Source organism: Sorangium sp. So ce117 (assembly GCF_051524395.1).
In the GTDB taxonomy this organism is placed as follows: Bacteria; Myxococcota_A; Polyangia; order Polyangiales; family Polyangiaceae; genus Sorangium; species Sorangium cellulosum_B.
Genome location: NZ_CP150309.1, coordinates 9,956,915 through 9,979,636, shown reverse-complemented (window position 1 = coordinate 9,979,636; position 22,722 = coordinate 9,956,915). Strand labels below are relative to the sequence as shown.

Annotated in this window: 17 protein-coding genes and 1 pseudogene; 6 read left to right on the top strand and 12 right to left on the bottom strand. The window is 68.7% G+C overall.

Going from position 1 to position 22,722, the window contains the following annotated elements:
- Positions 1 to 44: 44 nt before the first annotated feature.
- The 3 genes from WMF46_RS37395 to WMF46_RS37385 all read right to left on the bottom strand — a co-directional run bounded on the left by WMF46_RS37395 (position 45) and on the right by WMF46_RS37385 (position 5,587).
- Positions 45 to 1,328, bottom strand: coding sequence for a PAS domain-containing protein (locus WMF46_RS37395; protein WP_437981589.1), 1,284 nt, complete (start codon positions 1,326 to 1,328; stop codon positions 45 to 47).
- A 44-nt stretch (positions 1,329 to 1,372) separates the two neighbouring features.
- Positions 1,373 to 3,598: a cytochrome c peroxidase gene (locus tag WMF46_RS37390; protein ID WP_437981588.1), complete on the bottom strand. Its 2,226-nt coding sequence runs from the start codon at positions 3,596 to 3,598 to the stop codon at positions 1,373 to 1,375.
- A 135-nt stretch (positions 3,599 to 3,733) separates the two neighbouring features.
- Complete coding sequence (locus WMF46_RS37385) at positions 3,734 to 5,587, bottom strand: hypothetical protein (protein ID WP_437981587.1); 1,854 nt, start codon at positions 5,585 to 5,587, stop codon at positions 3,734 to 3,736.
- Between the two features lie 335 nt (positions 5,588 to 5,922).
- Here WMF46_RS37385 and WMF46_RS37380 point away from each other — a divergent pair, with 335 nt between their 5' ends.
- The 3 genes from WMF46_RS37380 (at position 5,923) to WMF46_RS37370 (ending at position 8,040) form a co-directional block, all read left to right on the top strand.
- Entirely contained in the window at positions 5,923 to 6,552 is a 630-nt protein-coding gene (locus WMF46_RS37380) for an NAD(P)-dependent oxidoreductase (protein WP_437981586.1), read from the top strand.
- A gap of 31 nt (positions 6,553 to 6,583) precedes the next feature.
- Positions 6,584 to 7,489, top strand: coding sequence for a sigma-70 family RNA polymerase sigma factor (locus WMF46_RS37375; RefSeq protein WP_437981585.1), 906 nt, complete (start codon positions 6,584 to 6,586; stop codon positions 7,487 to 7,489).
- A gap of 149 nt (positions 7,490 to 7,638) precedes the next feature.
- Positions 7,639 to 8,040, top strand: coding sequence for a hypothetical protein (locus WMF46_RS37370; RefSeq protein ID WP_437988039.1), 402 nt, complete (start codon positions 7,639 to 7,641; stop codon positions 8,038 to 8,040).
- A gap of 40 nt (positions 8,041 to 8,080) precedes the next feature.
- Here WMF46_RS37370 and tnpA read toward each other — a convergent pair.
- The 3 genes and pseudogenes from tnpA to WMF46_RS37355 form a co-directional block, all read right to left on the bottom strand.
- Positions 8,081 to 8,206: pseudogene (gene tnpA, locus WMF46_RS37365) on the bottom strand (IS66 family insertion sequence element accessory protein TnpA); the annotation flags it as partial.
- 542 nt (positions 8,207 to 8,748) lie between these two features.
- Positions 8,749 to 9,927 carry a DUF3800 domain-containing protein gene (locus tag WMF46_RS37360; RefSeq protein ID WP_437981584.1) on the bottom strand — a complete coding sequence of 393 codons (1,179 nt, stop codon included), beginning with the start codon at positions 9,925 to 9,927 and terminating at the stop codon, positions 8,749 to 8,751.
- A gap of 1,682 nt (positions 9,928 to 11,609) precedes the next feature.
- Positions 11,610 to 12,200 carry a hypothetical protein gene (locus WMF46_RS37355; protein ID WP_437981583.1) on the bottom strand — a complete coding sequence of 197 codons (591 nt, stop codon included), beginning with the start codon at positions 12,198 to 12,200 and terminating at the stop codon, positions 11,610 to 11,612.
- Positions 12,201 to 13,354: 1,154 nt separating this feature from the next.
- On the opposite strand from WMF46_RS37355, the gene WMF46_RS37350 reads away from it, so the two are divergent.
- A complete protein-coding gene (locus tag WMF46_RS37350; protein WP_437981582.1) occupies positions 13,355 to 13,492 on the top strand; it encodes a hypothetical protein in 138 nt (45 codons plus the stop codon).
- A gap of 59 nt (positions 13,493 to 13,551) precedes the next feature.
- On the opposite strand, the gene WMF46_RS37345 is transcribed toward WMF46_RS37350, so the two are convergent.
- Complete coding sequence (locus tag WMF46_RS37345) at positions 13,552 to 15,228, bottom strand: right-handed parallel beta-helix repeat-containing protein (protein WP_437981581.1); 1,677 nt, start codon at positions 15,226 to 15,228, stop codon at positions 13,552 to 13,554.
- Between the two features lie 217 nt (positions 15,229 to 15,445).
- Between WMF46_RS37345 and WMF46_RS37340 the strand changes: the two genes are divergently transcribed.
- Both WMF46_RS37340 and WMF46_RS37335 read left to right on the top strand, forming a co-directional pair.
- A complete protein-coding gene (locus tag WMF46_RS37340; RefSeq protein ID WP_437981580.1) occupies positions 15,446 to 15,835 on the top strand; it encodes a hypothetical protein in 390 nt (129 codons plus the stop codon).
- Positions 15,836 to 16,185: 350 nt separating this feature from the next.
- Positions 16,186 to 16,785: an HdeD family acid-resistance protein gene (locus WMF46_RS37335; RefSeq protein ID WP_437981579.1), complete on the top strand. Its 600-nt coding sequence runs from the start codon at positions 16,186 to 16,188 to the stop codon at positions 16,783 to 16,785.
- 40 nt (positions 16,786 to 16,825) lie between these two features.
- On the opposite strand, the gene WMF46_RS37330 is transcribed toward WMF46_RS37335, so the two are convergent.
- From WMF46_RS37330 to WMF46_RS37310, 5 genes are all read right to left on the bottom strand, one after another.
- The gene (locus tag WMF46_RS37330) at positions 16,826 to 17,641 is read right to left on the bottom strand and encodes an HAD hydrolase family protein (RefSeq protein WP_437981578.1); all 816 of its coding nucleotides are present in this window, start codon (positions 17,639 to 17,641) and stop codon (positions 16,826 to 16,828) included.
- Positions 17,638 to 19,032 (bottom strand): glucose-6-phosphate dehydrogenase, encoded by a 1,395-nt coding sequence (gene zwf, locus WMF46_RS37325; RefSeq protein ID WP_437981577.1) that lies wholly within the window; start codon positions 19,030 to 19,032, stop codon positions 17,638 to 17,640. Before zwf ends, WMF46_RS37330 begins: the two co-directional genes overlap by 4 nt.
- A 179-nt stretch (positions 19,033 to 19,211) precedes the next feature.
- Entirely contained in the window at positions 19,212 to 19,604 is a 393-nt protein-coding gene (locus WMF46_RS37320; RefSeq protein WP_437981576.1) for a hypothetical protein, read from the bottom strand.
- A gap of 26 nt (positions 19,605 to 19,630) precedes the next feature.
- On the bottom strand, positions 19,631 to 20,782 hold the full coding sequence (locus WMF46_RS37315; RefSeq protein ID WP_437981575.1) for a zinc-dependent alcohol dehydrogenase: 1,152 nt from the start codon (positions 20,780 to 20,782) through the stop codon (positions 19,631 to 19,633).
- Positions 20,783 to 21,011: 229 nt separating this feature from the next.
- Positions 21,012 to 22,583, bottom strand: coding sequence for a sigma-54 interaction domain-containing protein (locus tag WMF46_RS37310; RefSeq protein WP_437981574.1), 1,572 nt, complete (start codon positions 22,581 to 22,583; stop codon positions 21,012 to 21,014).
- Positions 22,584 to 22,722: the final 139 nt, after the last annotated feature.

Here is a 22,722-nt window from a genome sequence, read left to right as displayed (position 1 = left end):
TGCGTATCCGCGTACACCCGGTCGCTCGGTGGGAGCGCGCTCGGTCACCAGCGGAGCTGGCGTCCCAGTGCGTAGGCGATGCCGCTCTCCAGGGTCCCTTTGGTGACGATGCCGCTCAGATCGGCGCCCATCGTCGTGAGCGTCTGCGCGATCTGCGGCTTGATCCCGGTGAGCACGACCCGGGTGCCGAGCAATCCCGCGGCCCGGGCCGCGTCGACGAAGGATTGCGCCACCCGCTCGTCGACGACCTTCACCCCGGTGATGTCGAGGATGGCGATCCTGGCCTGCTGGGCGGCGATCCCTTCAAGCAACGTCGTCAGGATCTGCTCGGCGCGCGCCGGGTCGACGCTCCCGACGATCGGCATCGCGACGACGCCGGGCGCCAGCGGCAGGAGCGGCGTGATGAGCTCCTGGATCGTCGCCTGCTGCATCTCGATGAGCTGCCGCTGCATCTCCGCGCGCTCGGCCTCGGCCTGCTTGGCTCGGCTGATGTCCACCGAGATCGTCCCGACCGCGTAGATCTCCCCCTCGGCGTCGCGGATGGGGAACTTGGTCGACAGGTAGGTGCGCGGACCGCTCGGGAAGACGAGCACATGCTCGGAGGCGGCCGGGCGTCCGGCGGCCGCCACCTCTTCATTGGCCTTTCGTATCGAGGCGGCCGCCGGCGGCGGGAGAAGGTCGTAGACGACCCGCCCCAGCAATTCCTCGCGGCTCATCTTGTAATACGACTCGATTTCGCGGTTCACGAGGAGGAGCCGGCCCGCGGCGTCCACCGCGACCATCATGGACGGCGTGTATTCGAGGAACCCATGGAGCAGGCTCTCGCTCCGCTCGAGCATCTGCTCCGTATGTTTGCGCGCGGTGATGTCGTGCGCCGACCCCAGCATCCGCCGCCCCGGTCCCTCCGGATCGCGGCCGAGCGCGACGCCTCGCTCGACGAACCATCGCCAGCCGCCGTCGCGACCGCGCACGCGGTACTCCACCGTCGCCTGCTCCCCGCTCTCCGAGGCGGCCACGCGAGCCCGGTACTCCTCGATGCGGCCGATATCGTCCGGATGGACTCTCGGGGACAGGCCGTCGCCGCGGGGCGAGCCTGCCGCGGCTCCGCCGCCCTCTCCGACGAGATCGGCGAGCTCCCGGTTCCGGTAGACGTACCGCCCCTCATCGAGATCGAGCACGTAAACGAGGCTGGGCAGCGCGTCGAGCAAGCGCTCCGGGAAGCCGCGGCCGGCCTCCTCCAGCTCGGCGACGCGGGAGCGCAGGCGCTGCACTTCCTTCTGCAACGCGTCCAGCTCCGCCTCGAGCGCCATGGTCTTCTGCGCGTCCATCACCCTTCCAGGGCGATGTTATCCCAGCCACGGGCTAAGGTGGATCACAATTTTCCTGGGTATCCGGGCTCCAGCACGATCGCGCGCGACGCCTCGTCGAGCTCGATGTCGGCGCGGGGGATCTCGCCCGTCAGGCTGTCGAGCCAGCGGGTGATCAGGTGCACCTCCTTGTCGGAGAGCTCCTTCCCGAGCTGGTGTCTCGCCATCATCCTCACGGCCTCCTCCAGCGAAGAGACCGAGCCGTCATGGAAGTAGGGGCCTGTCTTGGCGACGTTGCGCAGGCTGGGCACCCGGAAGACCATCCAGTCGACGTCCCGCCGCGTGATCTCGTAGCGGCCCCTGTCCTTCGTGTCGGGCCACGGCTTCACGAGCCCGGTCTTCTGGTACATCGTCGCGCCGAGGTCGGGCCCGAAGTGGCACGAGACGCAGCCGAGCTCGACGAACACGTTGAAGCCCGCCCTCTCCTCGGCGCTCAGCGCGGTCTTGTCCCCCTCGAGGAACACGTCCCAGCGGCTCCGCGTGAACAGCGTGGCCTCGAACGCCGCGAGCGCCCGCGCGACGTTGTCGAACGTCACGGCCTGCGGCTGCCCGGGAAACGCCAGCGCGAACGCCTGCCTGTACCCCCTGGACGAGCGCAGCGCCGCCTCGATGCCCTCGGGCGTCGACGCCATCGCGCTCCGGGACTGGAGCTCTTCCTTGGCCTGATCCACGAGGTTGTTCTGCCGGCCATCCCACAGCAGCGCGGAGTAGCCGGCGACGTTGTAGACGCTCAGCGTGTTCCGCGGGGGCTCGAGACCCCCGCTCCCGCGCGATAACTTCCTGTGATCCACGCCCCAGGCGTCGAGCGGGTGGCACGAGGCGCAGGTGAGGTCGTGGTTCCTGGACAGGCGCGGATCGTGGAAGAGCATCCGGCCCAGCCTGATCTGCGCCGCGGCGGCCGGGTCCGGCGGCTTCGCCGGGCCGGCGGGCAGGGGCGCGAAGCTGGCGAGCCGCTCCGGCGCGATCGCCGAGGGCGCCGTCGGCGCCATGCGGGTGAGCCCGAAGGCGAGCAGCGCGGCGGCCGCGACGGCGCCGCCCAGGATCACGGTGAAGCCCCGCCAGGGCCGCGCCGGTGCGGCCGGGCTGGCGGCCGCGTTGTGCTGCAGGTCCGCCGCTCCCTCGGGGAGGGTGGACGTGACGAGCGGGCTCACGGACCGGTGCGAGCGCGGCTGCGCGCCGGCCGACGGCCGCTGCGCGCTGCTGGCGCCATGGGGCGATCTCTCACCGGTGCTGCCGCTGTCTCCTCGCGCGGGTGAGAGCTGCTCGGTGGCCGCGAGGGATGGATCGCAGCGGTCAGGCCGCTCGCAGGCGTCACCCGGCGCGCGGTAGCTGCGGATGTGCTCGACAGAGGCGCTGGATGCCGGCGTGCCGAACGGCTCAATCGCCTGGGCCAGCTCGACGATCGTCTGTGGGCGCAGGCGTCGATCCTTCTCCAGGCAGCGCAGGATCGCGCTCTCGAGCGCCGCCGGCACGTCGACTCCCCACGCGCGGATGGCCGCGGGCGGGGCCTCGACGCCCGCGAGCAGGCTCTCCGGCGTCCACCCGACCTCGAAGGGGCGGTGCCCGGTGATGAGCTCATAAAGGATCACGCCGAGCGCCCAGATGTCGGCGCGCTCGTCTGCCCACTTCAAGCTGAGCGCCTGCTCGGGTGCCATGTACGGCATCGAGCCCGCGATCACGTTCGAGGTCGTGAGGCTCCCGGTCCCGTCATCCACGGTGGATTTCGACAGGCCGAAATCGAGCACCTTGAGGAGCGCCGACCCGTGCTCATCCCTCGCCAGGAACAGATTGGCCGGCTTCAGATCGCGGTGGACGATGCCGTGCGCGTGGGCCTCGGCGATCGCCTCGCACGCCTGCAAGACGAGGTCGACCGCTTCGGCGACGGGGAGGTGATCGCGCGCGCCGAGCACCTCCCGGAGGTCCAGCCCCGTCAGGCGCTCCATGACCAGGTACGGCGTGCCTGCGTCGAGCAGGCCGGCGTCGAGCACGCGCACCACGTGCCTGTCCTGGAGCGACGCGGCGGCGCGGGCCTCACGCAGGAAGCGCTCCACGGCGTCGGCCGTGCGCATGCAGCCGGGGAGCAGCAGCTTCAGCGCGACCGGCTGTCTCAGCGCCACGTGCTCCGCGGCGAGGACCACGCCCATCCCGCCGCGCCCGAGCACACGCTCGACCCGATACCTCTCTGCGAGGATCTCGCCCGGTGCTGGGATTCCAGGGATAGAGGCGTCCATTGTCTCTCGACGAGCTGGCGACGCGGAGAGGCAGGACCGGCCGCCCGGGCTCGGCGGCGCGACACGGCCTTGTGGCCGGGAACATGGGCGAGGCGATCCCGACCGGCAAGGGCCCGCAGCGGGCGAGCTGCGGTGTCAGGCCGGGAGGGCCGTATCCCGGGCCGCCTGCCGCCGGCGGCGCGCATCGCTGAGGCGCCTTGCCGGCAAGACGGCCAGCGCGAGCGCGAAGGCCATGAGCGCGGAAGCGCTGCGCGTCGGCTGACCTGGACCGCCAATGCGGCAGCCGCCACCCCCGCCGACGTCGGTTCCAGGATTGCCTGTACCGGCCGACGCCGTGCTACTGCCCGCGTTCCCGCCGCCGCCCGCAACACTGCTGCTCGCGCCGCCGCTGCCCGGATCACCGCCAGAGCCGCCGCTGCCCGGATCACCGCCAGAGCCGCCGCTGCCCGCAACACTGCTGCTTGCGCCGCCGCCGCCGGCATCACCGCCAGCACCGCCGCCGCCCGCAACAGTGCTGCTCGCGCCACCGCCGCCGGCATCACCGCCAGCGCCGCCGCTGCCCGCCTCACCGCCAGTGCCGCCGCCGCCGGCAACACTGCTGCTCGCGCCGCCGCCGCCCGCAACAGTGCTGCTCGCGTCGCCGCCGGCATCACCGCCAGAGCCGCCGCCGCCGGCATCACCGCCGCCGCCCGCGCCGCTGCTGCCCCCGGGCGCGCACTGGCCGGCCTCGCAGGAGCCGCTCAGGCAATCGGTGTCGGCCACGCACGCCGCGCCGTCCAGGGACGGCAGCGCGTACACATAGGCCGCGCCGCTTCGGTCCAGAGGGGCGCTGTGGTACGGCGCCCCGACGACCACGCCCCCGCCAGCGTATCCCGTGCTCCACCCGAAAAAGTCCAGCGTTTGCCCATCCGACGGCGCGAGCGTCCGCGCCTCCGTCCATGTTCCTTCTCCTCCGTGAAACACGGACACGATCCCCTTGTTGTCAGCCACGCCGACGAACCCGGCGACCACGGCGTTGCCCAGGAGCTGCACCCCTGTCGCCTCGCTCCCTCTCAAGGCGGGCACGAGCTTCGCCTGCTCGGTCCAGGCGCCGCCGCTCCGCGTATAGATGTACACCGCGCTCTTGGCTCCGATCGCCGCGGTGTCCCCGGCGAGATCGACCGAGAAGCCGAAGGACGCGCGGGCGCTCATGTCATGCGGCAGGAGCTTCGCCTGTTGCGTCCAGCTGCCCCCATCCCGCACGAACACGTAGGCCGAGCCGGCGAACTCGCTGCCTTCGGGCGAATCCGCCGCCGCGCCCACGATCGCCGTGTCGCCCGACACAGCGACCGACCAGCCGAATCCCCGAGGGCTGTCCTGAGGCACGAGCTCCACCCGCGGAGACCACGCGTCGCCCGTCCTCGTGAACGCAAATGCCTTGCCCAGCACGATGTCGATGTCCTCTCCCACCGTGCTCGCGACGAGCGTGTCCCCACCGACGTCGACCGCCATCCTCGAGAAGCTCAACGCCGGATCCTCGGGGACGGTCAGCTTCGCTTGCTCCGACCAGGCGCCGTCGCTCCGGACAAACACATAAACGCGCTCTTCGTACGGCCGCACCTCGTAATTGGCGCTGGCCATGACGGCAGCGGTATTGCCGTCGAGGGCCACCTGACGGCCGAACACCATGCCGTTTTCGCCGTCGCTGGGCACGAGCGTGGCGTCGAGCGTCGCGGCCCCGCCGTTCACGGTGTAGACGTGCGCAGCGCCGCGGGTCAGGCTGTTCTCGTCCGGCGCTCCGATCAGCGCCGTGTCGCCGCTGCCCGCGACCGCGAACCCGAACACGCGCTGGAGGGCCGGAGTCTCCTCGGTCAGCTTCTGGCCCTCGGTGACGGTGAGCGCCGCGCGCGCGGCCGTGAGCGGTCCTTCGTTCGGGCCTGGAGCGGCGCACGCCGCAGCGCAGAACGCTGCTGGAATCACGATCATGCGTTCGATTCGCCAAACCTTCATCGGGTGCACCTCGGAGCGCGGAGCGTAGCCGGAGCGCTGCCTCGTGGGAATCGGGGCGGAATCGCAGATGTCGCGTGCCCGGCGCTGGCGCCAGCGCCTCCTGTGGTCAGCTGGAGGCGAAGGCTCGCAGGGTGGGGGGCTCTGCTCCACGTCAGGGGGACGCCGCTCACGACATGAGAGGCGACCTTCCGCGCTGTCGCCGCTCGGCCGGTGGCGATGTCGGCGTGGAGGATGGGCAGGCCGAAGGAAGCCGAGGTACCGAAGGGGCGCCCCCTCTCCGAAAAATTGCACGATCCTCGTCACATCTTCGCCCCCCGTCCGGTCTTCAGGATGCCATGCGACTCCTCCTTCTCGGCGCGACCGGCCGGACCGGCAAACACATCCTCGACCTTGGCCTCGCGAGAGGCCATCGTCTGACCGCCTTCGTTCGATCTCCGCAGAAGATCGCGCGCCGCGACGGCGCGCTGACCGTCGTCCAAGGCGACCCGCTACAGGTCGAGCAGCTCGCGCGCGCCCTCGACGGGCACGACGCCGTCCTCTCGGCGCTCGGCCCGCCCGCGCGCGAGGCGTTTCGGCCGAGCACGTTGCTCGCGGAGTGCGCCGCCAGCACGGTGGCCGCGATGACGACGGCGGGTGTGGAGCGCATCGCCGTCGTGTCGGCTGCGCTCCTGTTTCCGGTGAAAGGTCTCCGCTTCGCCCTGTTCCGCCGGCTCCTCACGCACCACCTGCGCGATCTCGTCGCGATGGAGACCGTCGTCCGGGCGAGCGGCTGCAACTTCACGATCGCGAGGCCGCCTCGGCTGGTCGACGCGCATGACGAGGGCTACCGGAGTGAGGCTGAGGCGCTCCCGGCGGGCGCCGCCGTCATGTCGTTCCGCGCGGTCGCGGCGTTCTTGCTGGATTGTGTCGAGCAACGCACCCACGCGCGAGAGGTCGTTGGGCTCGCCAGGCGGCGGTCACCTTGAACACCGCGCTCATGGATGCGAGATCCTTCCGATGACGACCAGCTCCTCAGCGCGCCGGCTCGCCGCGTTCGAATCGTGTCGTCGGGACCTCGTCGTGCTCGCGTACCGCATGCTCGGCGACATGGGGCGCGCCGAGGACATGGTGCAGGAGGCCTGGCTTCGCTGGGAAGGCCACGAGGTCGAGGCGAGCTCTCCGAAGGCGTACCTGACGACGGTGGTCACACGCCTGTGCCTGAGCGAGCTCGACTCCGCCAGGGCGCGGCGCGAAGAGAGCCGCGCCGACAGGCTGCCAGAGCCCGTGGACCTCGACGAAGGAGGTATATCGCGCGTCGAGCGGATCGAGGAGGTGTCCATGGCATTCCTGGTGATGCTCCAGCGCTTGACGCCTGCGGAGCGCGCCGTGCTCCTGCTCCACGACGTGTTCGACTTCGAGCACCAGGAGATCGCAGCGCTGGTCGGCAACAACGCGGCGGCGTGCCGCAAACTGCTCGAGCGCGCGCGCCAGCACATCGCGATGGAGCGGCGCGTCCTGATGGCGCGGCCCGACGAGCACCGGCGGCTGCTCCGAGCGTTCTTGAACGCCGCTTCGGCCGGGGACACGCGGGCGCTCGTGGAGCTCCTTGCGGAGGACGCGACCATGATCACCGACGGAGGGGCGGAGGGCCGCGCCGTCGGGCGGCAGCGCAACCTGCCGCGGCCGCTGTACGGAGCGGCGCGCATCGCGGCGTTCGTGGCCGCGACGACGGCGGCGCGGGAAGGCGAGCTTCAGGTCGAAGAGCACGAGCTCAACGGGCAACCGGCAGTCGTGTTCTGGGCCGGGGATCGACCCTTCGCAGCGCTGCTGCTCGCGGTGGCCGACGGGAAGATCCAGCGGGTGTTCTTCCACGCAGACCTGAGCCGCCTTCGATATCTGGGTCGGCGTGGACTCCCGGCATGAATCGGGGATGATCGTCGCGCTCACTGTGCGCGCGTAGAGCTTGGCGGGCCCGACTCCGCCGATGAACCGATGCCGGTAGGGTGAGCGAGGCGTTCCATGCGGTGAACCCGACGCTTCCCTCTGCGTCGGCGCTGCGTTAATGGGGCAGCATGCAGAGCGTGTTGGAAGCGTTCACGGCGTGCGGGTGGGCGGCGTGGCTCGCCCTCCTGGCCGGGATAGCCGGCATCGCGATCGGCCTTGCGGGGGCGGGGATGCTGGCGACGAAGGCGCGGGGCATGGCCTGGATCCCGGGCGCCATCGCCGTGCTGCTGGGGCTCAGCGCCGTCTCGGTGGGGCTGCTCGGCCGATCCATCGGAATCGCCCGCGTGGAAGCGGCGCTTGGTTATCCCGGCGTCGAGATCGACGCCACGCAGCGCGAGTTGATCCGGCGCGCCGGCACGGAGGAGGCCAATCAGTGCGTGAACATCGGCGCCTCGATGGGCGTCCTGCCGTTCGTGATCGGCGCGGCCGCGGTCGGGATCGGGCTCGCGCTCCGCAACAAGCCGGCTTGATGTAATCGTTGGGCCATTCCAATCTCCGCTTCATCCCCAGGCGTCGGCTCCAGGAGTACAGCGTGCCTGCATTGACCCCCTCCTGCTCCGCGAACACGCGAGCGTAGTGCCCGCCCGTGTGCCAGCGCGCCACGTGGTCGCGCCAGATGCGTGTGCTCTCGCCCATCGGCACCTCCGGCGCGGATTTCTACGCAGCGCAGAGGCTCGAAGACAGGATGTGGTCCGCAGAACGCGTACGGAGTAACTTGCCGGTGCACCGTGGGGCGGACGGTGTACGAGGAAGTGTCGGGCGAGCACGCCGCAGCTACTCTTCCACCCCGATCTCGGCCGCCCGCCACCATGACCCGGCCGGCCCGATCGCAGCGAACAGGCCGCAGCCGTCGTAGCCGAGCTCCAGCCCAAGGCCGGGGAGGCGCGCAAGGAGAGGGGTCCGGCGGGCCCAGCGAGGGTGATGCCCACGTCGGTGAGGTCAGTGAGTTGTCCTATGCGGCCGTGCCGAGGAGGCCGAGCGCCGGGGGCAGCCGTTGCGCGGCGAACTCGGCGCGGCGGTTGCGGCCTCAAGCGACGTTGTCGAACCTGCGTCCGGGTGCAACCGGTGCGCCGGGTCGCCGACGGTTCATTCGGTTTTGGTGTCCAGGTGATCGGACGGAGTGATAGGATGAACCTGCTTGGCGTAACCATGGCTGCCGGTATCGACCATACGTGATTTTACGCCGGGTCCTTGTCGGCAGCCTCCAGGAGTTGACGCAATGTTTCGAAGTGGTCGTTTCGCAATATGTCCAACTCGCCCAAGCTGGCAAGGAGAAGTTCGCTTCGGGCTCGAGCGAGTCGTTTAAGCATCGGCGGGATAATTGTGTTTGCGTGAGCGACGAAAGATGCCATGTCCGCAACCGAAACAGGTATTTTGTACCCCTTGGGGCTGCTTGCGACGATCACGTCTGCGTCCCGAAGGCATGCTACATAGTACCTTAGCTGCTGGTGGGGCACCGTGAGGCCGATGCTAGTCTTGAGCCAATCAGCAATCGCGCCGGTAGCGACGAAGTCCGAGTCGCTTACAAATTGAACGTTGAATAAAAGAAAATGAAGTATTTCTGATTGCACCTGGAGAGCTTCAGACAGTTCGCCCGTTCCTGCGAGCTTTTGCAAGAATAGCCTCGCTTGACGCAAGCCATGTCGCCGCACTAATTCGTCATGCTTGCTCTGATGTGGGTCGTCTAGGACTTGCTCCGGTTCTGGCAGCGACATCGGCGGCCAGAATTCTATTCCGATGGATCGCTTGGCGACCAGGTCAAGTATTTCCTTTGACCTTGGCGACTTCTTCTTGGGATCTACCCCCCGGGCGATGCTCCCTGAGATTAGATCGGCGAGCTGCAAGAATGGTTCCGAATGACTGTTTCTGAATTCGAAGTGTCGGCGTGAAAATAGAGTTGGTGATAGCTCTCGATCTATGTACCTCTTGAATCCATCCATGAAATCTTCGGTTCCATGTTCGTCTGCGATGGTGGTAACGTTGTCGAAGATTCTGTATATTCTCTCGTGCAGGCGCTTGTTTAGATGCTTGAAGAAGGAGCGCTTGTATGCGAGCCCGCTTTCTCGATCTAGTTCTCGCTTGTCCACCGCCAGGCTATATGACTTGTAGGGTAACGCGGTGGCTGCCTCGAGCACCTTGATGCGTCGGACGTCGTCAGATCCAATCGAACTCGATTTCATCTCGCCATTGCCGAACTTCGATCGGCGGATCTCGTTGACGGCAGTTCTCAGCGTTTCAACGCTATGATCCTCGATCAAAATCGCCGTAACAATGAAGAAGTCTGTTACGCCGGACTTTTCGGTTGCGAGGTTTGTATCGCCGTACTCGTCAGCAAACGCGTGAATACCCGAGGTCATATTGATCGCGCTCCTGGAGGGGTCTCACTGCTTCACTTCAGCCTCTGCGGAGTCGGATGTGGTGAAAGCGTTGAAGGCAGCGGAGGCTGCTATGCCGTACACGCTGCTTCGCGCACGCGCCTGGAGATGTCTCTCCCGTCCTAGTTACTGCTCCTGCTACCCCCATAACTACCCCGATCTAAGGCCAGCGGAGATGCCGCCCCGTGTCAAGACGGGGCATGCGGTCGGTAGGGGGGCCCGCCGGCAGAGCGGAGGGGGACGGCCGGCTATGGCCCACCTACACCTATACGCTTGCACCCTCGTGTTCGCTCGCCTGGCCCCCGGCTGCGCCAGCAAACCAGCACCCCGGTGCGGCGTTCGATGCGCCGTATAGGTGTGGACCGTTGAAAGGAAGTTGGACGTCTGGTGGGCTCAGATCGCCAGGGCACCCGCCGCGTAGCTGGTTCCCATCGCCCACAATGTGTGGAAAGTGGAAAGAGCAACTACTTTAAACGAGTTAGCAGCAATTCGATTCTTGGTCATACCTGCCTCCTTTGCAGCTTCCTGGGTTGGCCAGCTAACAGCAACGTGAACGATCACGAGGAGGACGACGAAGAACCAGACGCACGCCGGTGGAGTTGAGCCACCGCTGACGACCCCTTGCGGTCTGAGCCCACCAGGGACGCTCAAACTGTGCAGTGTGCTTGCTTTGTCAAGGGGTCCGCGTCCGTCCGCTTGCCCGACCGCGCTGGAGGGGCCGGTCGCAGACCTCGGACCCGGGGTCGGCCCCGCCGGCTGGGTGTCCGCCGTGGAGCCCCATACCCTGGCGTCACCCGCGGTGTCCGCTCTCGGTGGCCCTGCTCACACCGGTCCCCCCCAAATCCAGCGCTGCCCAAAATCTGCCAGGCCACACGCAGGGCACACAAAAGAAGAAAGACACGGCTCTCGCCGTGTCTTCTGAGTGGAGGCGTCGGGCTTCAGCGCTCGCGAGAATTGACCCACCTCTGCTCGCGAAAAATGGTCCACCCCCCGGCTGACGGTGGTCCCGTCGAGCGCGCTGTCGATGGCGCTCTGGACGACACTGCGACCGCTTCGATTCCTGGGCACTGGAACCGGAGGACGACGAGGAGACTGTCGGCCAAGATCAGGTCTCCTCGGCGCTTATTTTGTGGCCGGCCCCGCGCCGCTGCTCCGCTCCTCGGGTGGACCTACCCCGTCGTGAGTTGGGCGTGCGAGCAGCGATAGCTGGAAATCTTCGATGGCTGAACGGAAGGGGCCGCGATCGGGCATCAGCGGCGTCTTCGGCCGACGCGAATGTGCTGGGAGGGGTCCGTGGTGAGAATTTCGAGCAGCTGACCGGACGGCACGGCGCCGCCACTCTCCGGACGCCATCGCCCTCGTTGCCCGTGCGGAGCGAGCACGCTCCATGATGGCCAGCTTCGCCGGGCAGGGCGCCTCGCCATCAAGAAGCCTGCTCGATAAGAGGAGCTTCGGTATCAACGAGACCGCGCGGTAATAGCTGCGCGCGTGGCTCATGCAGCGGATCGAGCGTAAATGCGGCGATGGGTCGGCTTGGCGGAACTAACCATCTGTCGAAGCGCCCGAACCCGACGCCGAGGAGAAGCAGCCGGCGGAGCTTCCCTCGACGTTGCCCCGCTCCGCGCAGCCGGTGAGGAGGCTCTGGCCGGAGCCGCTGCTATCCCTCACAGCCAAGCGAGCCGACCGTCTTCAAGCAGCACCCAGGGGGCCGAAGGCGAGTACGCATCGGTCCCGGCGACGGGCAGGCGTGGCGCGTCCGAGAGCTGATCGAGCCCCTTGTCTCGGAGCCGCACCCCGCGTTCGGTGAGGCGATAGACGAACGACTTCATTGGGATGTCGGGCCTCGGGCCGGGTGCGCGCTCTACGAACGCGCTCGACTCGTGGCCTGCCCAGTGCTCCAATCGGCGTCCTAAGAACAGGTCACCTGTACAGGAGAGAAGCCGCCACAAATTCATACCCGTTTGTGATTTGTGGACGGCCACGGCCACCGGAGTCTGCCACTCCGCCGACAAAAGAGTGAGAAGCAGTTCGTCGAATCGGCTGAGGAGCAGGGCTCCTTCAGTGGTCTTCCTTGGAAAGAAGCAAGAGAGAAACGCCCACAGAGGAGCAAGTTCTGGGAAGCCTTCGCCACCGGCGATGCAGCTGTCGACGAAGGGCATCGGGTTCTCACCGGCGTAGCTTTCCCAGAGGTGAATGGCACAATCGTAGCGTTCCGCTGGCCAAGGGCACGCCTTGTCGAGACGATCCAGGAGCACCTCATCAGGGTAGTGAGCGACCGACGCGGAGCAGTTGAAGGGCGGAACGCTTGATGGTTCTGGAGAGCTTTCTATTGTACTTGACACAAACTCGAACTCGGCGATGAGAACGTCACTGCACTGGACCCCCAGGTGCCGCAACCAGCTACAAGTCCTCCATAAGTTCACCCGCTCGTGTAAGCTCACTGACACCCACAGGATAACGGGCGGCTTCCAACGGACTTCCGGCGAATAGAGCCGGTCCCACTTCTCATCAGAGTTCCACAACTCTTCACGCACCCGAGCGTGTTCAAGGGTATCCCGCCGGTTAGGTCCGACGATAAGACGATCGGCCGCACGCACGACGTTGGTAGCTCCGAGCTGCAGTAGGCGTTCTGTCGTCCGTGCATCGAAGGCGACGTGCGTCGCTCTGTGAAGGGAGGTGAGGTCCGTCATGTTCAATAAAACCCGCACTTATAACACTCGCCCCAGGAGTAGTCTCGTTTGTCGTAACAGTCGTCACGACAGATGTCGCATAGAGTCCTGCCGAACTCGATTTCTCGCGTGCAAGGTCTACCCTTATCCCAGCAAGCGTCGTACATGTCGGTACATGACTTGCTCGGCGAGCACCCCCCCGCCATCGCAAGCTGTGCGCTGCCCACATCGTCGTCTTCCGGCTCGTCTTCTTCGCCGTTGCTGGGGTAGTCTCCCGCCCCTGCGGATTCTGTCGGGTATCCAGCACCCGCGCTTCCCGGCTCCACTGTGTCGCAGGTGTAGGACAAGTCGCATGCCGACGCGAGCACCATCACGAATCCGCCGCACAGCACGAGTGCGCTCGCCTTCTTCAAGCCGTCTCCCATGCTTCCTCCCTTTTCTAAATTGGCGCATCCGTTCTCGCACCGGAAGGGCGGCGTCAACGGTGATCTGAGCCGTGGTTATGTCCGTGCTGCGATCGAGCCTGCGACTCAAGTCGCGTCCGGTGCGTCGCTGGGTCGAGGATCGCGTCGGCAAACTCGGCGTCGTCGCCCCCCACCTACCGACCGCGCGCGACCTGTGCGGCCAAGCGAGACCGCCTACGCCGCCCTTACGGGCATCGACCTGAGCTCTCTCGTCTCCGTGCGCCCTCCGTGTGCCCCGACGCCAGGGCACGCGGCTCCAACGCGGCCGACCTCGCGATGGGAGACGGGCACCTCGCCCCCGCCGAGCAGCAGATGCTCAACCAGATCGTCCAATCGTGGCAGATCCCCGAGCAGTACCTCGGACCCTGCGTCCAGGCCCTGATGGTAAAGAACAACGTCGCTGTCTTTGGCTGAGCGCCGTCCCGCCGGCGCGCCTCCACGTGGGCGCGCCACCCCGATCCGTCTCCCGGCGCTCACCCACTTGCAGGGACTCGGCGCTTCCGGCGCGCCCTGAAGCACCAGAGCACGAGGTTGAGGAGCGCAAAGCCCGCTGCATCCGGCCGGTGGCCGCCAGGCGTGGTGCACGCGCAGCCGGCCGAGTCGTCGGCGCTGCTCGTGCTCGGATCGGCGCCATCGCCGCCCGTGCCCACGGGTCCACCGCTACCGACGCTCGTCGTGCCGCCGCTGGTTGCGCCGCCGCTTGCCTCTCCTCCGCTTGCCGCTCCTCCGCCTGCGCTGGCGCCGCCCGACCCCGTATCCGCGGTACCGCCGCCGCCCGAGCCAGCGCTCCCCGCTCCGCCGGTGCCGGAAGCCCCGGCGGTCTCGGTCTCGGCCAACCCCGCCTCGAAGCAGCCGAAATCCGGAGCGGAGCCTGCGTAGGGCAGCCCCACGTCGACGCCCTTGTCGATGGCGTCGCTGTCCGCCGCGAGGCGGAAATTCGTGAGCACCGGCAAGCTGCCGTCCGCCTGTCGCGGAGCGTCCAGCCCCATTTCGGACGGATTCTGAAAGTCCGCGTCCGAGACCGTGACACCCCCCGCCGTCCAGGAGTTGTTCGCGTCGTCGGCGCCGTTGCGGTTCGAGAACAGCGTCCCGCCGAACGCCAGATTGTTCCGGTAAACCCCGACGGTGATGTCGTTCCCGTTCGAATCCATCCCGAGCATGTTGAAGTCGGGGCGATTGCCGTACGACGTGTTGTTGTAGAAGTAGAGCGTGCTCGGGTGGTGGTTCGCGTAAAACCCTGCCGCCCTGTTGAAGGCGGCGAGGCAGTTCTGCACCGTGTGCGCGGCGGGTTCGGCCGGAAACCTCGCCGGATCGGCGCCGTAGCCGCCGCCCTTGAAGCCGTTGCCGTTGCCGATGCCGGTCTGCGTCCCCGGCTTGTAGCCGTTGTACCAGGCCCACGAGCGCTCGACGAGGCAGGCGGCGCCGGAGTTGATGAAATCGTAGCCGTCGTCGGCGTTCCACCAGGCGCGGCAGCCTCGGAATACATTGCCGGTCTCCCGGGCGCCGACGTGACAGCCGAAGCCGTCCGCGCTCTCGCCTGCGCCGTTCGACGTGAGCTCGTCGAAGTTGTCGTGCGAGTCGCAGTTGAGCACGAGGTTGTTGCTGCCGCGCTGGATGAAGATGCCGGCCCCCATGATGTGGTGGACGTCGAGCGCTTCGAAGATGTTGTTGCTGCCCTGATTCCACACGCCCCAGGACTCGTGGTTCAGGTTGTTGTTCTGGCGAACGCCCTTGATCTCGAGTCCCTTGAGGTGAATGTAATTCCCGGAGACGAGGATGCCCTTGATACGGCAGGAATCCTTGATGCCGTCGAAATCGAAGACGGGCTTCTCGCCGGGCGCCGCCCAGTACTTGATCAGGTTGCCGGCGCTCCCGCTCTTGTTCAGCACCACGCCGCTGATGATCGCCGTCCCGCTCGAGCAGGTCGTGGTGCCCTTCGTGTACGTGTACGTGCCGCCTTTGAAGTAGACGACGTCGCCGGCCATGGCCACGCTTTGCGCTTTGGCCATCGACGCGAACGGCGCGCCTTCGGTGCCGGCGTTCGCGTCGTCGCCGGCGGGCGCCGGCGCCACGTAGTAGTCCTTGGCCCAGCCGCTCGTCGCGACGAGCAGCGGCGCGCCCAGCGCGGACAGCGAGAGAAGGAGTCGCACGTTCATTTTTGCACCAGCCCGAGGTCGTCGAGGTTGAAGCCCGCCGAGGCCCGGGGAAAGCACACCCAAGCGTCCTGGAGACGTCAAGCCCAAACTGCAGGACCTCCGGGTTGACAGGTCCAGCGTCCATGCGATATCGGCTGCAGGTGCGCCGCCGGAGCACACGGGGAGTGGATCCATGCGACGATTCGCGATCTCTCATTGGCTGATAGCGTGCTTGGCGAGCTGTACGTCGGCGCCGCCGTCCACGCCGGGGGACGGGGTCGTCGAGGGGCCTCCGCCCCCTGCGCCGACGTGCCCGACCCAGAAGCTCGCGTTCACCCGGGAAACGGGGTGCGTGAACGATGGATCCCTGGAGTTTTGCCTGCCGTCGGACGACGCGGCGCTCCTCGCGCGCGTGCGGGGCATCGCGCCCGCGATCCAGGCCGGCTCGTCGAGGGGGCGCGCCAGGTGCGATGTGCCCGCAGAGACCCTGTACTTCTTCCCCACGGGAGACGCCGAGTGCACGGCGCGCCATGGCGCGCTCGAGGACGCGGCATGGGACCAGGTCTGTCGTATCGCCGCGCTGCCCGAGGTGCGGGAGATCGTGCCGACGTGGTACGAGTGAGCGCGGGCGGGCGCTCCTGCGCTGGCTCGCCGGCTGAGCGGCCCGGCCGCGCGGATCGCTGGTAGAACCGCGCCGCGGAGAGGGCCGCCGACCATCCCCCGGGCGTGAGGGGGTGAGCAACCCGATCACGGACGCGCGAGGCCGGCCGCTCTGGAGTCACTTGACACCGCTCGGGGGCGGCACCTTGTTCGCCGTGGCCCGACCCCTGCCATGCCCCGCCCGGCTCATGCGCTCTCGGCGGAGCGCGTGGCGCTCGTTGCGGCGAGCGGGCACGCCGGTGAGGCGCTGGGCTTCGAATAGCGGTTGTGGTTACGGCGAAACTCCAGCTCCGGGAAGAGGAGGGTGCACACATGGCTGATCGCTGGGAGGACCCTGTTCATACGACGAGCTTCGGATTGCAACTGGTCGAGCCTCATACCTTGCGAGAGAACCGCGGCTCGTTCATCGGGCTCGGCATCGCCCTTCTGGTGCTTGGGGCTCTCGCGATCCTCATGCCCGTGATCGCCTCGCTGGTCACGGTGGTCGCCATCGGGGCCGTGCTGGTGGCGAGCGGCCTCTTCCAGGGCCTCCACGCCATCCAGCACCGGCAATGGGCCAACTCCGGCTGGTCGCTCGCGAGCGCCCTGCTCCAGATCGCCGCGGGTGTCCTGATCGTGGCCTTCCCGCTGACGGGCACGGTCACGCTGACCTTGATCCTCGCGGCCTTCTTCTTCGCGGAAGGCTTCCTCAAGATCGTCCGCGCGCTCCAGCATCGCGAGATGCCCGCCTGGGGCTGGCTCCTGTTCGACGGGCTGCTCGCGCTGGCGCTCGGGGTCCTGATCTGGTGGCGCTGGCCGAGCACCGCGGCGTGGGCGATCGGGCTGCTCGTGGGCGTCAACGTCCTCGTCAGCGGCACGTCGATGCTGCTGATCGGCACCGCCGCGCGACAGCGGCCGGTGGCCAGCATGTGACAGGCGCCCCGGGCCGAAGGCCGCGCTTAACGCCCGTCCCTCACTGGCCACCACCGCTCGTGGTGAGCAGCCAGGTCTCCACGGCGTGCGCGAAGCCCTCGTCGGCGTTCGACAGCGTGATGAAGTCGGCTTGCCGCTGCACGACGGCGCGCGCCTGCCCCATGGCGATGCTGAGCCCGCTCTCCCTGAACATGAGCACATGATCGGGCAGCTCGCCGATCGCGGCCATGGCCGCGCCGGAGAGGCCGAGGCGCGCCGAGAGGGCCCTCGCGACCTCTCCGGAGTTGGCCCGCGGGTGCATCACCTCGATGCAATGAGGCACGGGGCGTGACGCAGAGAAGAACGCGCAGGCCCCCCGGAGGTCCGACTCGCCGCGCTCCAGCACCTCGGCGTCGTCGCTGACACCGACGATCTTGACCGCGCTGTCCACGACGCCTGCCCAGCGCTCGACGACCCTGGGGACACACTGCACGAGCGCCCGCTCGCGCGCGACGTGCGGCGCGTCGGCGCGGCGAACCAGCCAGTCGTCGCCCTGGTAGACCCAGACCTCGGCGCCGTGTCGCTCCAGGGTCGCGATGACGACCGCGGCCGCGCCGTTGTCCAGCGGGTGCTGCTCGATGACGGAGAGATCCGGCCGCACCAGCATGGCGCCGCCGAACGCGGCGACCGGCGTCGTGATCCTCAGCCGCCCGAGCAGGACGCGCAGGCCGCGCGGCGAACGCCTGCTGATCAGCGCGAGGTCGATGCCGGCGTCGCGGAGCCGACTCACCGCCTGCTCCGCCCTGGGGGTGAGCACGCCATCGGGCGTGAGGAGCGCGCCGTCCACATCGGCGAGCAGCACGCGAATCCCGGTCATGCGGCTCTCCTCGCCAGCGGGGTGGCCACGGTGGGTGTACGCCACCCGCCGAGGTCGGCGACGAGGCGGTCGGCTTCGGCTGGGCCCCAGCTGCCCGGCTCATAGGGCGAGAGCAGAGTCGCCTGGTCCAGCACCGGATCGACAACGGCCCATTGCGCCTCCACTTCGGCCTGGCTCGCGAACAGGGTCGGATCGCCGGCGAGCGCATCGCCGAGGAGCCGCTCGTAAGGCCCCAGCGCCTCGGACAGGTCGCTCGCCACGAGCAGCTCGGTCGGCTGTCCGGCCATCAGCTCGCCGGGCGCCTTGATCCGCACGCCGACGGCGAGCTCCGGCGCCGGGGCGAGCCGGATGCGCACGTAGTCTGGAGCCCCGCGCCCGACATCCTCGAACACGGCGTGCGGAGGCCGCCGCAGCAGGACGAGCACCTCGGTCGCCGTGACCGCGAGGCGCTTGCCGGCGCGGATGCAGAACGGCACGCCCGCCCAGCGCCAGGTGTGGATGCGGAGCCGCGCGGCGCAGAACGTCTCGACCTGCGACCCCGGCGCGACGCCCGGCTCGCCGCGGTACCCGTCGTATTGACCGCGGACGACGTGCGCCGGATCGAGCGGCGTGATGGCCCGCAGCAGCCGGACGCGCTCCGCGCGCACGGCGTCGGCGTCCCCGGACGGAGGTGGATCCATGGCCAGGCACGCGAGCACCTGCAGGAGATGGTTTTGCAGGACGTCGCGGATGCACCCGGTGGCGTCGTAGAACCGGCCGCGGCCCTCGATGCCGAACCGCTCGGCCATGGTGATCTGGACGCTCTCGACATGGTGGGAGTTCCAGACCGGCTCGAGCAGCGCGTTCGCGAAGCGGAAGTAAACGATGTTCTGGACAGGCTCTTTGCCGAGGAAGTGGTCGATCCGGAAGATCTCCTCTTCCGGAAAGACGCTCGCGAGCGTGCGGTAGAGCGCCCGAGCGGACTCCAGATCGTGGCCGAACGGCTTCTCGACGACGAGCCGCCCTCGCCGCACGCACCCGGAGCGGTCGAGCGCCTTGACGACCTCTTCGAACAGGTCGGGCGGCACGGCCATGTAGTGGAGCGGCCGCTGGGAGGTGCCGAGCCGCTCGCGGAGGCGGTGGAACGTCGCCGGATCGGCGTAATCCCCGCTCACGTACGAGAGCCGCGCGCACAGCTCGCGATACACGCCCGCCTCGAACGCGCCCGCCCGCTCGAGGCTCTCGCGGACGCGGGCGCAGAGCTGATCGAGGCTCCACGGGCTCTTGGCCACGCCGACGATCGGCAGCTCCAGCTTGCGGCGGCGGATCAGCCCGGCCAGCGCCGGGAAGATCTTCTTGAAGGCCAGGTCGCCTGTCGCTCCGAAGAGCACGAGCGCGTCGGCGGCGTTCATGCCGCCTGCTCGGCGGCGCCGGACATCACGCGCCGCATGCCCGAGCTCCCCTGGCCTTCAGCTTCCATCCATCCAGTGCGCATGCGCTCGGCTCCTCGCGTCTCGCCATGGCCCCGGGGGCCCTGGTCCCGATCCGGCATCGCCTGTGCCACGCTGGATCGGCGCGAGCACGCCTTTCGTCACGCGCGCTGTGACGCCGTGCGCCTGGGCTTGCCTGCCCTGACGGCCCGCCTCTTCAACAGGAGAGGGAGGCTCTCGATCACGTCGACCCGATCCGCGATGAACAGGGCGACCCAGTGGGCGAGCCGGTGGTCCGGGACCTTGTAGGCGATGCGGCGCAGCGCGCCGCTCGCTCCTCTCGGCGGCAATGCCGTGCTGAACACCGGCGTCGGGCGGGCGCGCCCGGGGTGCCTGAGCAGCGGCCCCTCGATCGGCTGCTGCTCGGGCTCGAGCCAGTGCGCGCTCTCCAGGAGGCGCGGCGGCACCTCCCTCGGGACGCCGGGCCTGTCCTCGAGGCAAATGTCGACTCCCCAGTACGGCAGCTCCCTCGGCAGCACGCTCTCGGCTTCCATGATCGCCTCCTCCTCGATGGCGGAGCTCACTTGGCCCCCCGCGGAACGAGCACGCATTTGAGGATCCCGTCGGTCCTCGCCGCGAACACCCGGTACATCTCCGCGGCCGCCTCGAGCGGGGCGCGGTGGGTGATGAGCGCCCTCGGGTCGATGTTCCCGCTGCGGATGTGCTCGAGAAGGCGGGGCATGTACCGCTTCACGTCGCACTGCCCGGTCTTGATCGTCAGGCCCTTGTTCATGGCCGCGCCCACGTCGATGAGGTTCCACGGCGGCCCGTAGACGCCGACGATCGAGACCCTCCCGCCGCGGCGGACCGACTGGATAGCCCAGTTGAGCGCGACGGGCGATCCGGCCTCGAGCTTGAGCGCCTTGCCCAGCACGTCGTGCAGCGCCGAGCCGTTCGCCTCGAGGCCGACCGCCTCGATGCAGACGTCCGGCCCGCGGCCGTCGGTCATGTCCCGGAGCGCGGACACGACATCCGGGGTCTCGCTGAAATCGAGCGTCTCTGCCTTGTTGTGCCGGCGCGCGAAATCAAGGCGGTAACCGACCGAATCGACGGCGATGACCCGGCGCGCGCCGAGGATCCATGCGCACCGCTGGGCCACGAGGCCCACGGGCCCGCAGCCGAAGACGGCCACGGTGTCCGCGGGGTCGATGTCCCCCATCTCCGCGGCCTGGTACCCCGTGGGGATGATATCCGAGAGAAAGAGCGCGTCCTCGTCCGAGAGGTCGTCGGGGATCTTCATGGGGCCGACGTCGGCGAAGGGGACGCGGACGCGCTCGGCCTGGCCGCCCTGGTAGCCGCCGGTCGTGTGTGAATAACCGAAGATCCCGCTGGCGAGCGTGGTGAGCGGGTTCGTGTTCTCGCACGCGGAGGTGCGCTCTCGCTGGCAGAAGAAGCACGTCCCGCAGGCGATGTTGAAGGGCACCACGACGCGGTCGCCGCGCTTCAGCGTTTGCACAGAGGCCCCGAGCTCCTCCACGACGCCGGTGAACTCATGGCCGAAAATGGTCCCCACGCGCGTGTCAGGCACGTAGCCATGATAGAGGTGCAGATCCGAGCCGCAGATCGTGGCGCGACTCACGCGCAGGACCACGTCGTTCGGATGTTGAACCCGAGGCTCCGGGTTTTCCTCGACGCGGACGTTCTTCGGCCCATGGTATGTGAGCGCCAGCATTCGCACGACCTCCCAGCTTGCTCGACGGAGCAATGCAAGCGGTGAACCAGGCGCGCGCGCTCGTGGGTGCACCTGGCGTAGGCATCGGCTCTCCGGGCTTCGAGCGCCTTCGGGCGCCCAGCCTCGGGGTATCGAGGACATCGCTGCTGGCGCCGGCGGCCCGGGCGCCATTTGCGCTATCCGCGATCGTTCGTCTTCTTCTTCTCTTTCTTCGGCAGCGGCGGCAGCTTCAGCTTCTTCGGATCGTCGAGCGCGCAGGCGCGCCCTTGCCGAGGCGATAGGCCGCCATCTTGCGCTTCAGGGTGTTCCTGTCGATGGCGAGCGCGCGCGCCGCGCGCGAGAGATTGCCCTCGTGCACCTCGAGCGCGCGCCCGATCGCGGCGCGCTCGGCCGACGCCACGGCCTCCGCGAGCGGCGCGACCTCCTCGCCGCCTGCCTCCGACTCCGTCGCTCGCGCGATCCCGCCTGCGCCGTCGCTCGCCGGCCGCGCCGCCGGCGACGCGATCTCCGGCGCGAGATCGCCCACGTCGACCGTGTGCTCGCAGAACACGCCCCACCGCTGCACCTCCGCGCGCAGCTCGCGCACGTTGCCTGGCCAGGCGTGCTGGTAAAGGCTCCTCAGCGCCTCGCGTGTCACCTCGAGCCCGCGCCCCTTGCGCCGCGACTGCACCTCGTCGAGGAACGCGCTGACGAGCACCTCGATGTCTCCACCCCGCGCGCGCAGCGGGGGAACCTCGATGATCGCGCCGCGCAGGCGGTAATACAGATCCTCGCGGAACGTCCCTTCCTCGACCATCGCCGCGAGATCGCGGTGGGTGGCGGCGAGGACGCGGACATCCAGCTCGATCTTGGCCTCGCCGCCCACCCGCCGCAGCGTCCCGTCCTGGAGCACGCGCAGCAGCGACGCCTGCACCCGCGGCGACAGCTCGCCTATCTCGTCGAGGAACAGCGTCCCGCCGTGCGCCTGCTCGAAGACGCCGCGCCGCCGCCCCGCGGCCCCGGTGAAGGCCCCCGCCTCGTGGCCGAACAGCTCGCTCGCGAGCACGCCCTCGGCGAAGACGCTGCAGTTCTCCGCGATGAACGGCCCTCTCGCGCGCGGGCTGTGCTCGTGGATCGCCCTGGCCGCGAGCTCCTTTCCGGTCCCGGTCTCGCCGACGATCAGCACGGGCACGTCGGTCGCGGCGACCCGGGCGATGCGGGCGCGGAGGAAGCGCATCGGCTCGCTCTCGCCCACGAGCACCGTGTCGCGCGTGCGCGCCTCGGCCCGCAGGCGCACGACCTCCTCGCGCAGCGCGCGGATCTCGGGGAAACCCTCGATATCGAGCCGGACCTCGCGCACCGGCCGCGGGTGCGGGTGCGGCACGAACGCCGCCGGGATCACCTGGAGCATGCGCGCCGGCAGGATCCCCGCCTGCACCAGGATGACCCAGAGCGTCTGCGCCTGCGGCGTGCCGGCCGAGAGCAGGACGTCCGTCGCCCACGCCGCCGGCGGAAAGGCGCGCTTGAGCTGCGCCGAGAGCTTGCCGAGCGCCCGGAAGAGCTTCGCGTGGTCCGACGGATCGTCGACGTCCACGACCCGGAGCTCGATCCGCGGCGCGCGGGCCCGCGCCCGCTCGACGAGCGCCCGCGACGGCGCCTCGCCCGCCGGGATGGTGAGGACCACGATGGCGTCGTAGCGGCTCTCTTCCTGGTCGAGGAGCCGCAGCACCGGCCCGCGATCGCCCTCGGGCCGGCGGCTGTGGTGCGCCGGCGCCGGCCCGAGCGTGCCCGCGTCCGACCAGGTGAGGAGGAGGCGATTCACTGGTGCACCGTACACCATGTGTGGTGCACGATGTACCACTTTATCTGGTGCGTGGCGCACCACGTTGAGGCGTTCTGCCGGCGTCGCCGCGGGCCGCGCGATGGCACGGAAGCCGCAAGTCTCCTCGGCATTCCCATGG

What these genes read in the sequence shown, in the direction of transcription:
- WMF46_RS37395 (WP_437981589.1), bottom strand. Translation starts at nt 1,328, where the DNA reads ATGGACGCGCAGAAGACCATGGCGCTCGAGGCGGAGCTGGACGCGTTG.
- WMF46_RS37390 (WP_437981588.1), bottom strand. Translation starts at nt 3,598, where the DNA reads ATGGACGCCTCTATCCCTGGAATCCCAGCACCGGGCGAGATCCTCGCA.
- WMF46_RS37385 (WP_437981587.1), bottom strand. Translation starts at nt 5,587, where the DNA reads ATGAAGGTTTGGCGAATCGAACGCATGATCGTGATTCCAGCAGCGTTC.
- WMF46_RS37380 (WP_437981586.1), top strand. Translation starts at nt 5,923, where the DNA reads ATGCGACTCCTCCTTCTCGGCGCGACCGGCCGGACCGGCAAACACATC.
- WMF46_RS37375 (WP_437981585.1), top strand. Translation starts at nt 6,584, where the DNA reads ATGACGACCAGCTCCTCAGCGCGCCGGCTCGCCGCGTTCGAATCGTGT.
- WMF46_RS37370 (WP_437988039.1), top strand. Translation starts at nt 7,639, where the DNA reads ATGCAGAGCGTGTTGGAAGCGTTCACGGCGTGCGGGTGGGCGGCGTGG.
- WMF46_RS37360 (WP_437981584.1), bottom strand. Translation starts at nt 9,927, where the DNA reads ATGACCTCGGGTATTCACGCGTTTGCTGACGAGTACGGCGATACAAAC.
- WMF46_RS37350 (WP_437981582.1), top strand. Translation starts at nt 13,355, where the DNA reads ATGGGAGACGGGCACCTCGCCCCCGCCGAGCAGCAGATGCTCAACCAG.
- WMF46_RS37335 (WP_437981579.1), top strand. Translation starts at nt 16,186, where the DNA reads ATGGCTGATCGCTGGGAGGACCCTGTTCATACGACGAGCTTCGGATTG.
- WMF46_RS37330 (WP_437981578.1), bottom strand. Translation starts at nt 17,641, where the DNA reads ATGACCGGGATTCGCGTGCTGCTCGCCGATGTGGACGGCGCGCTCCTC.
- zwf (WP_437981577.1), bottom strand. Translation starts at nt 19,032, where the DNA reads ATGAACGCCGCCGACGCGCTCGTGCTCTTCGGAGCGACAGGCGACCTG.
- WMF46_RS37320 (WP_437981576.1), bottom strand. Translation starts at nt 19,604, where the DNA reads ATGGAAGCCGAGAGCGTGCTGCCGAGGGAGCTGCCGTACTGGGGAGTC.
- WMF46_RS37315 (WP_437981575.1), bottom strand. Translation starts at nt 20,782, where the DNA reads ATGCTGGCGCTCACATACCATGGGCCGAAGAACGTCCGCGTCGAGGAA.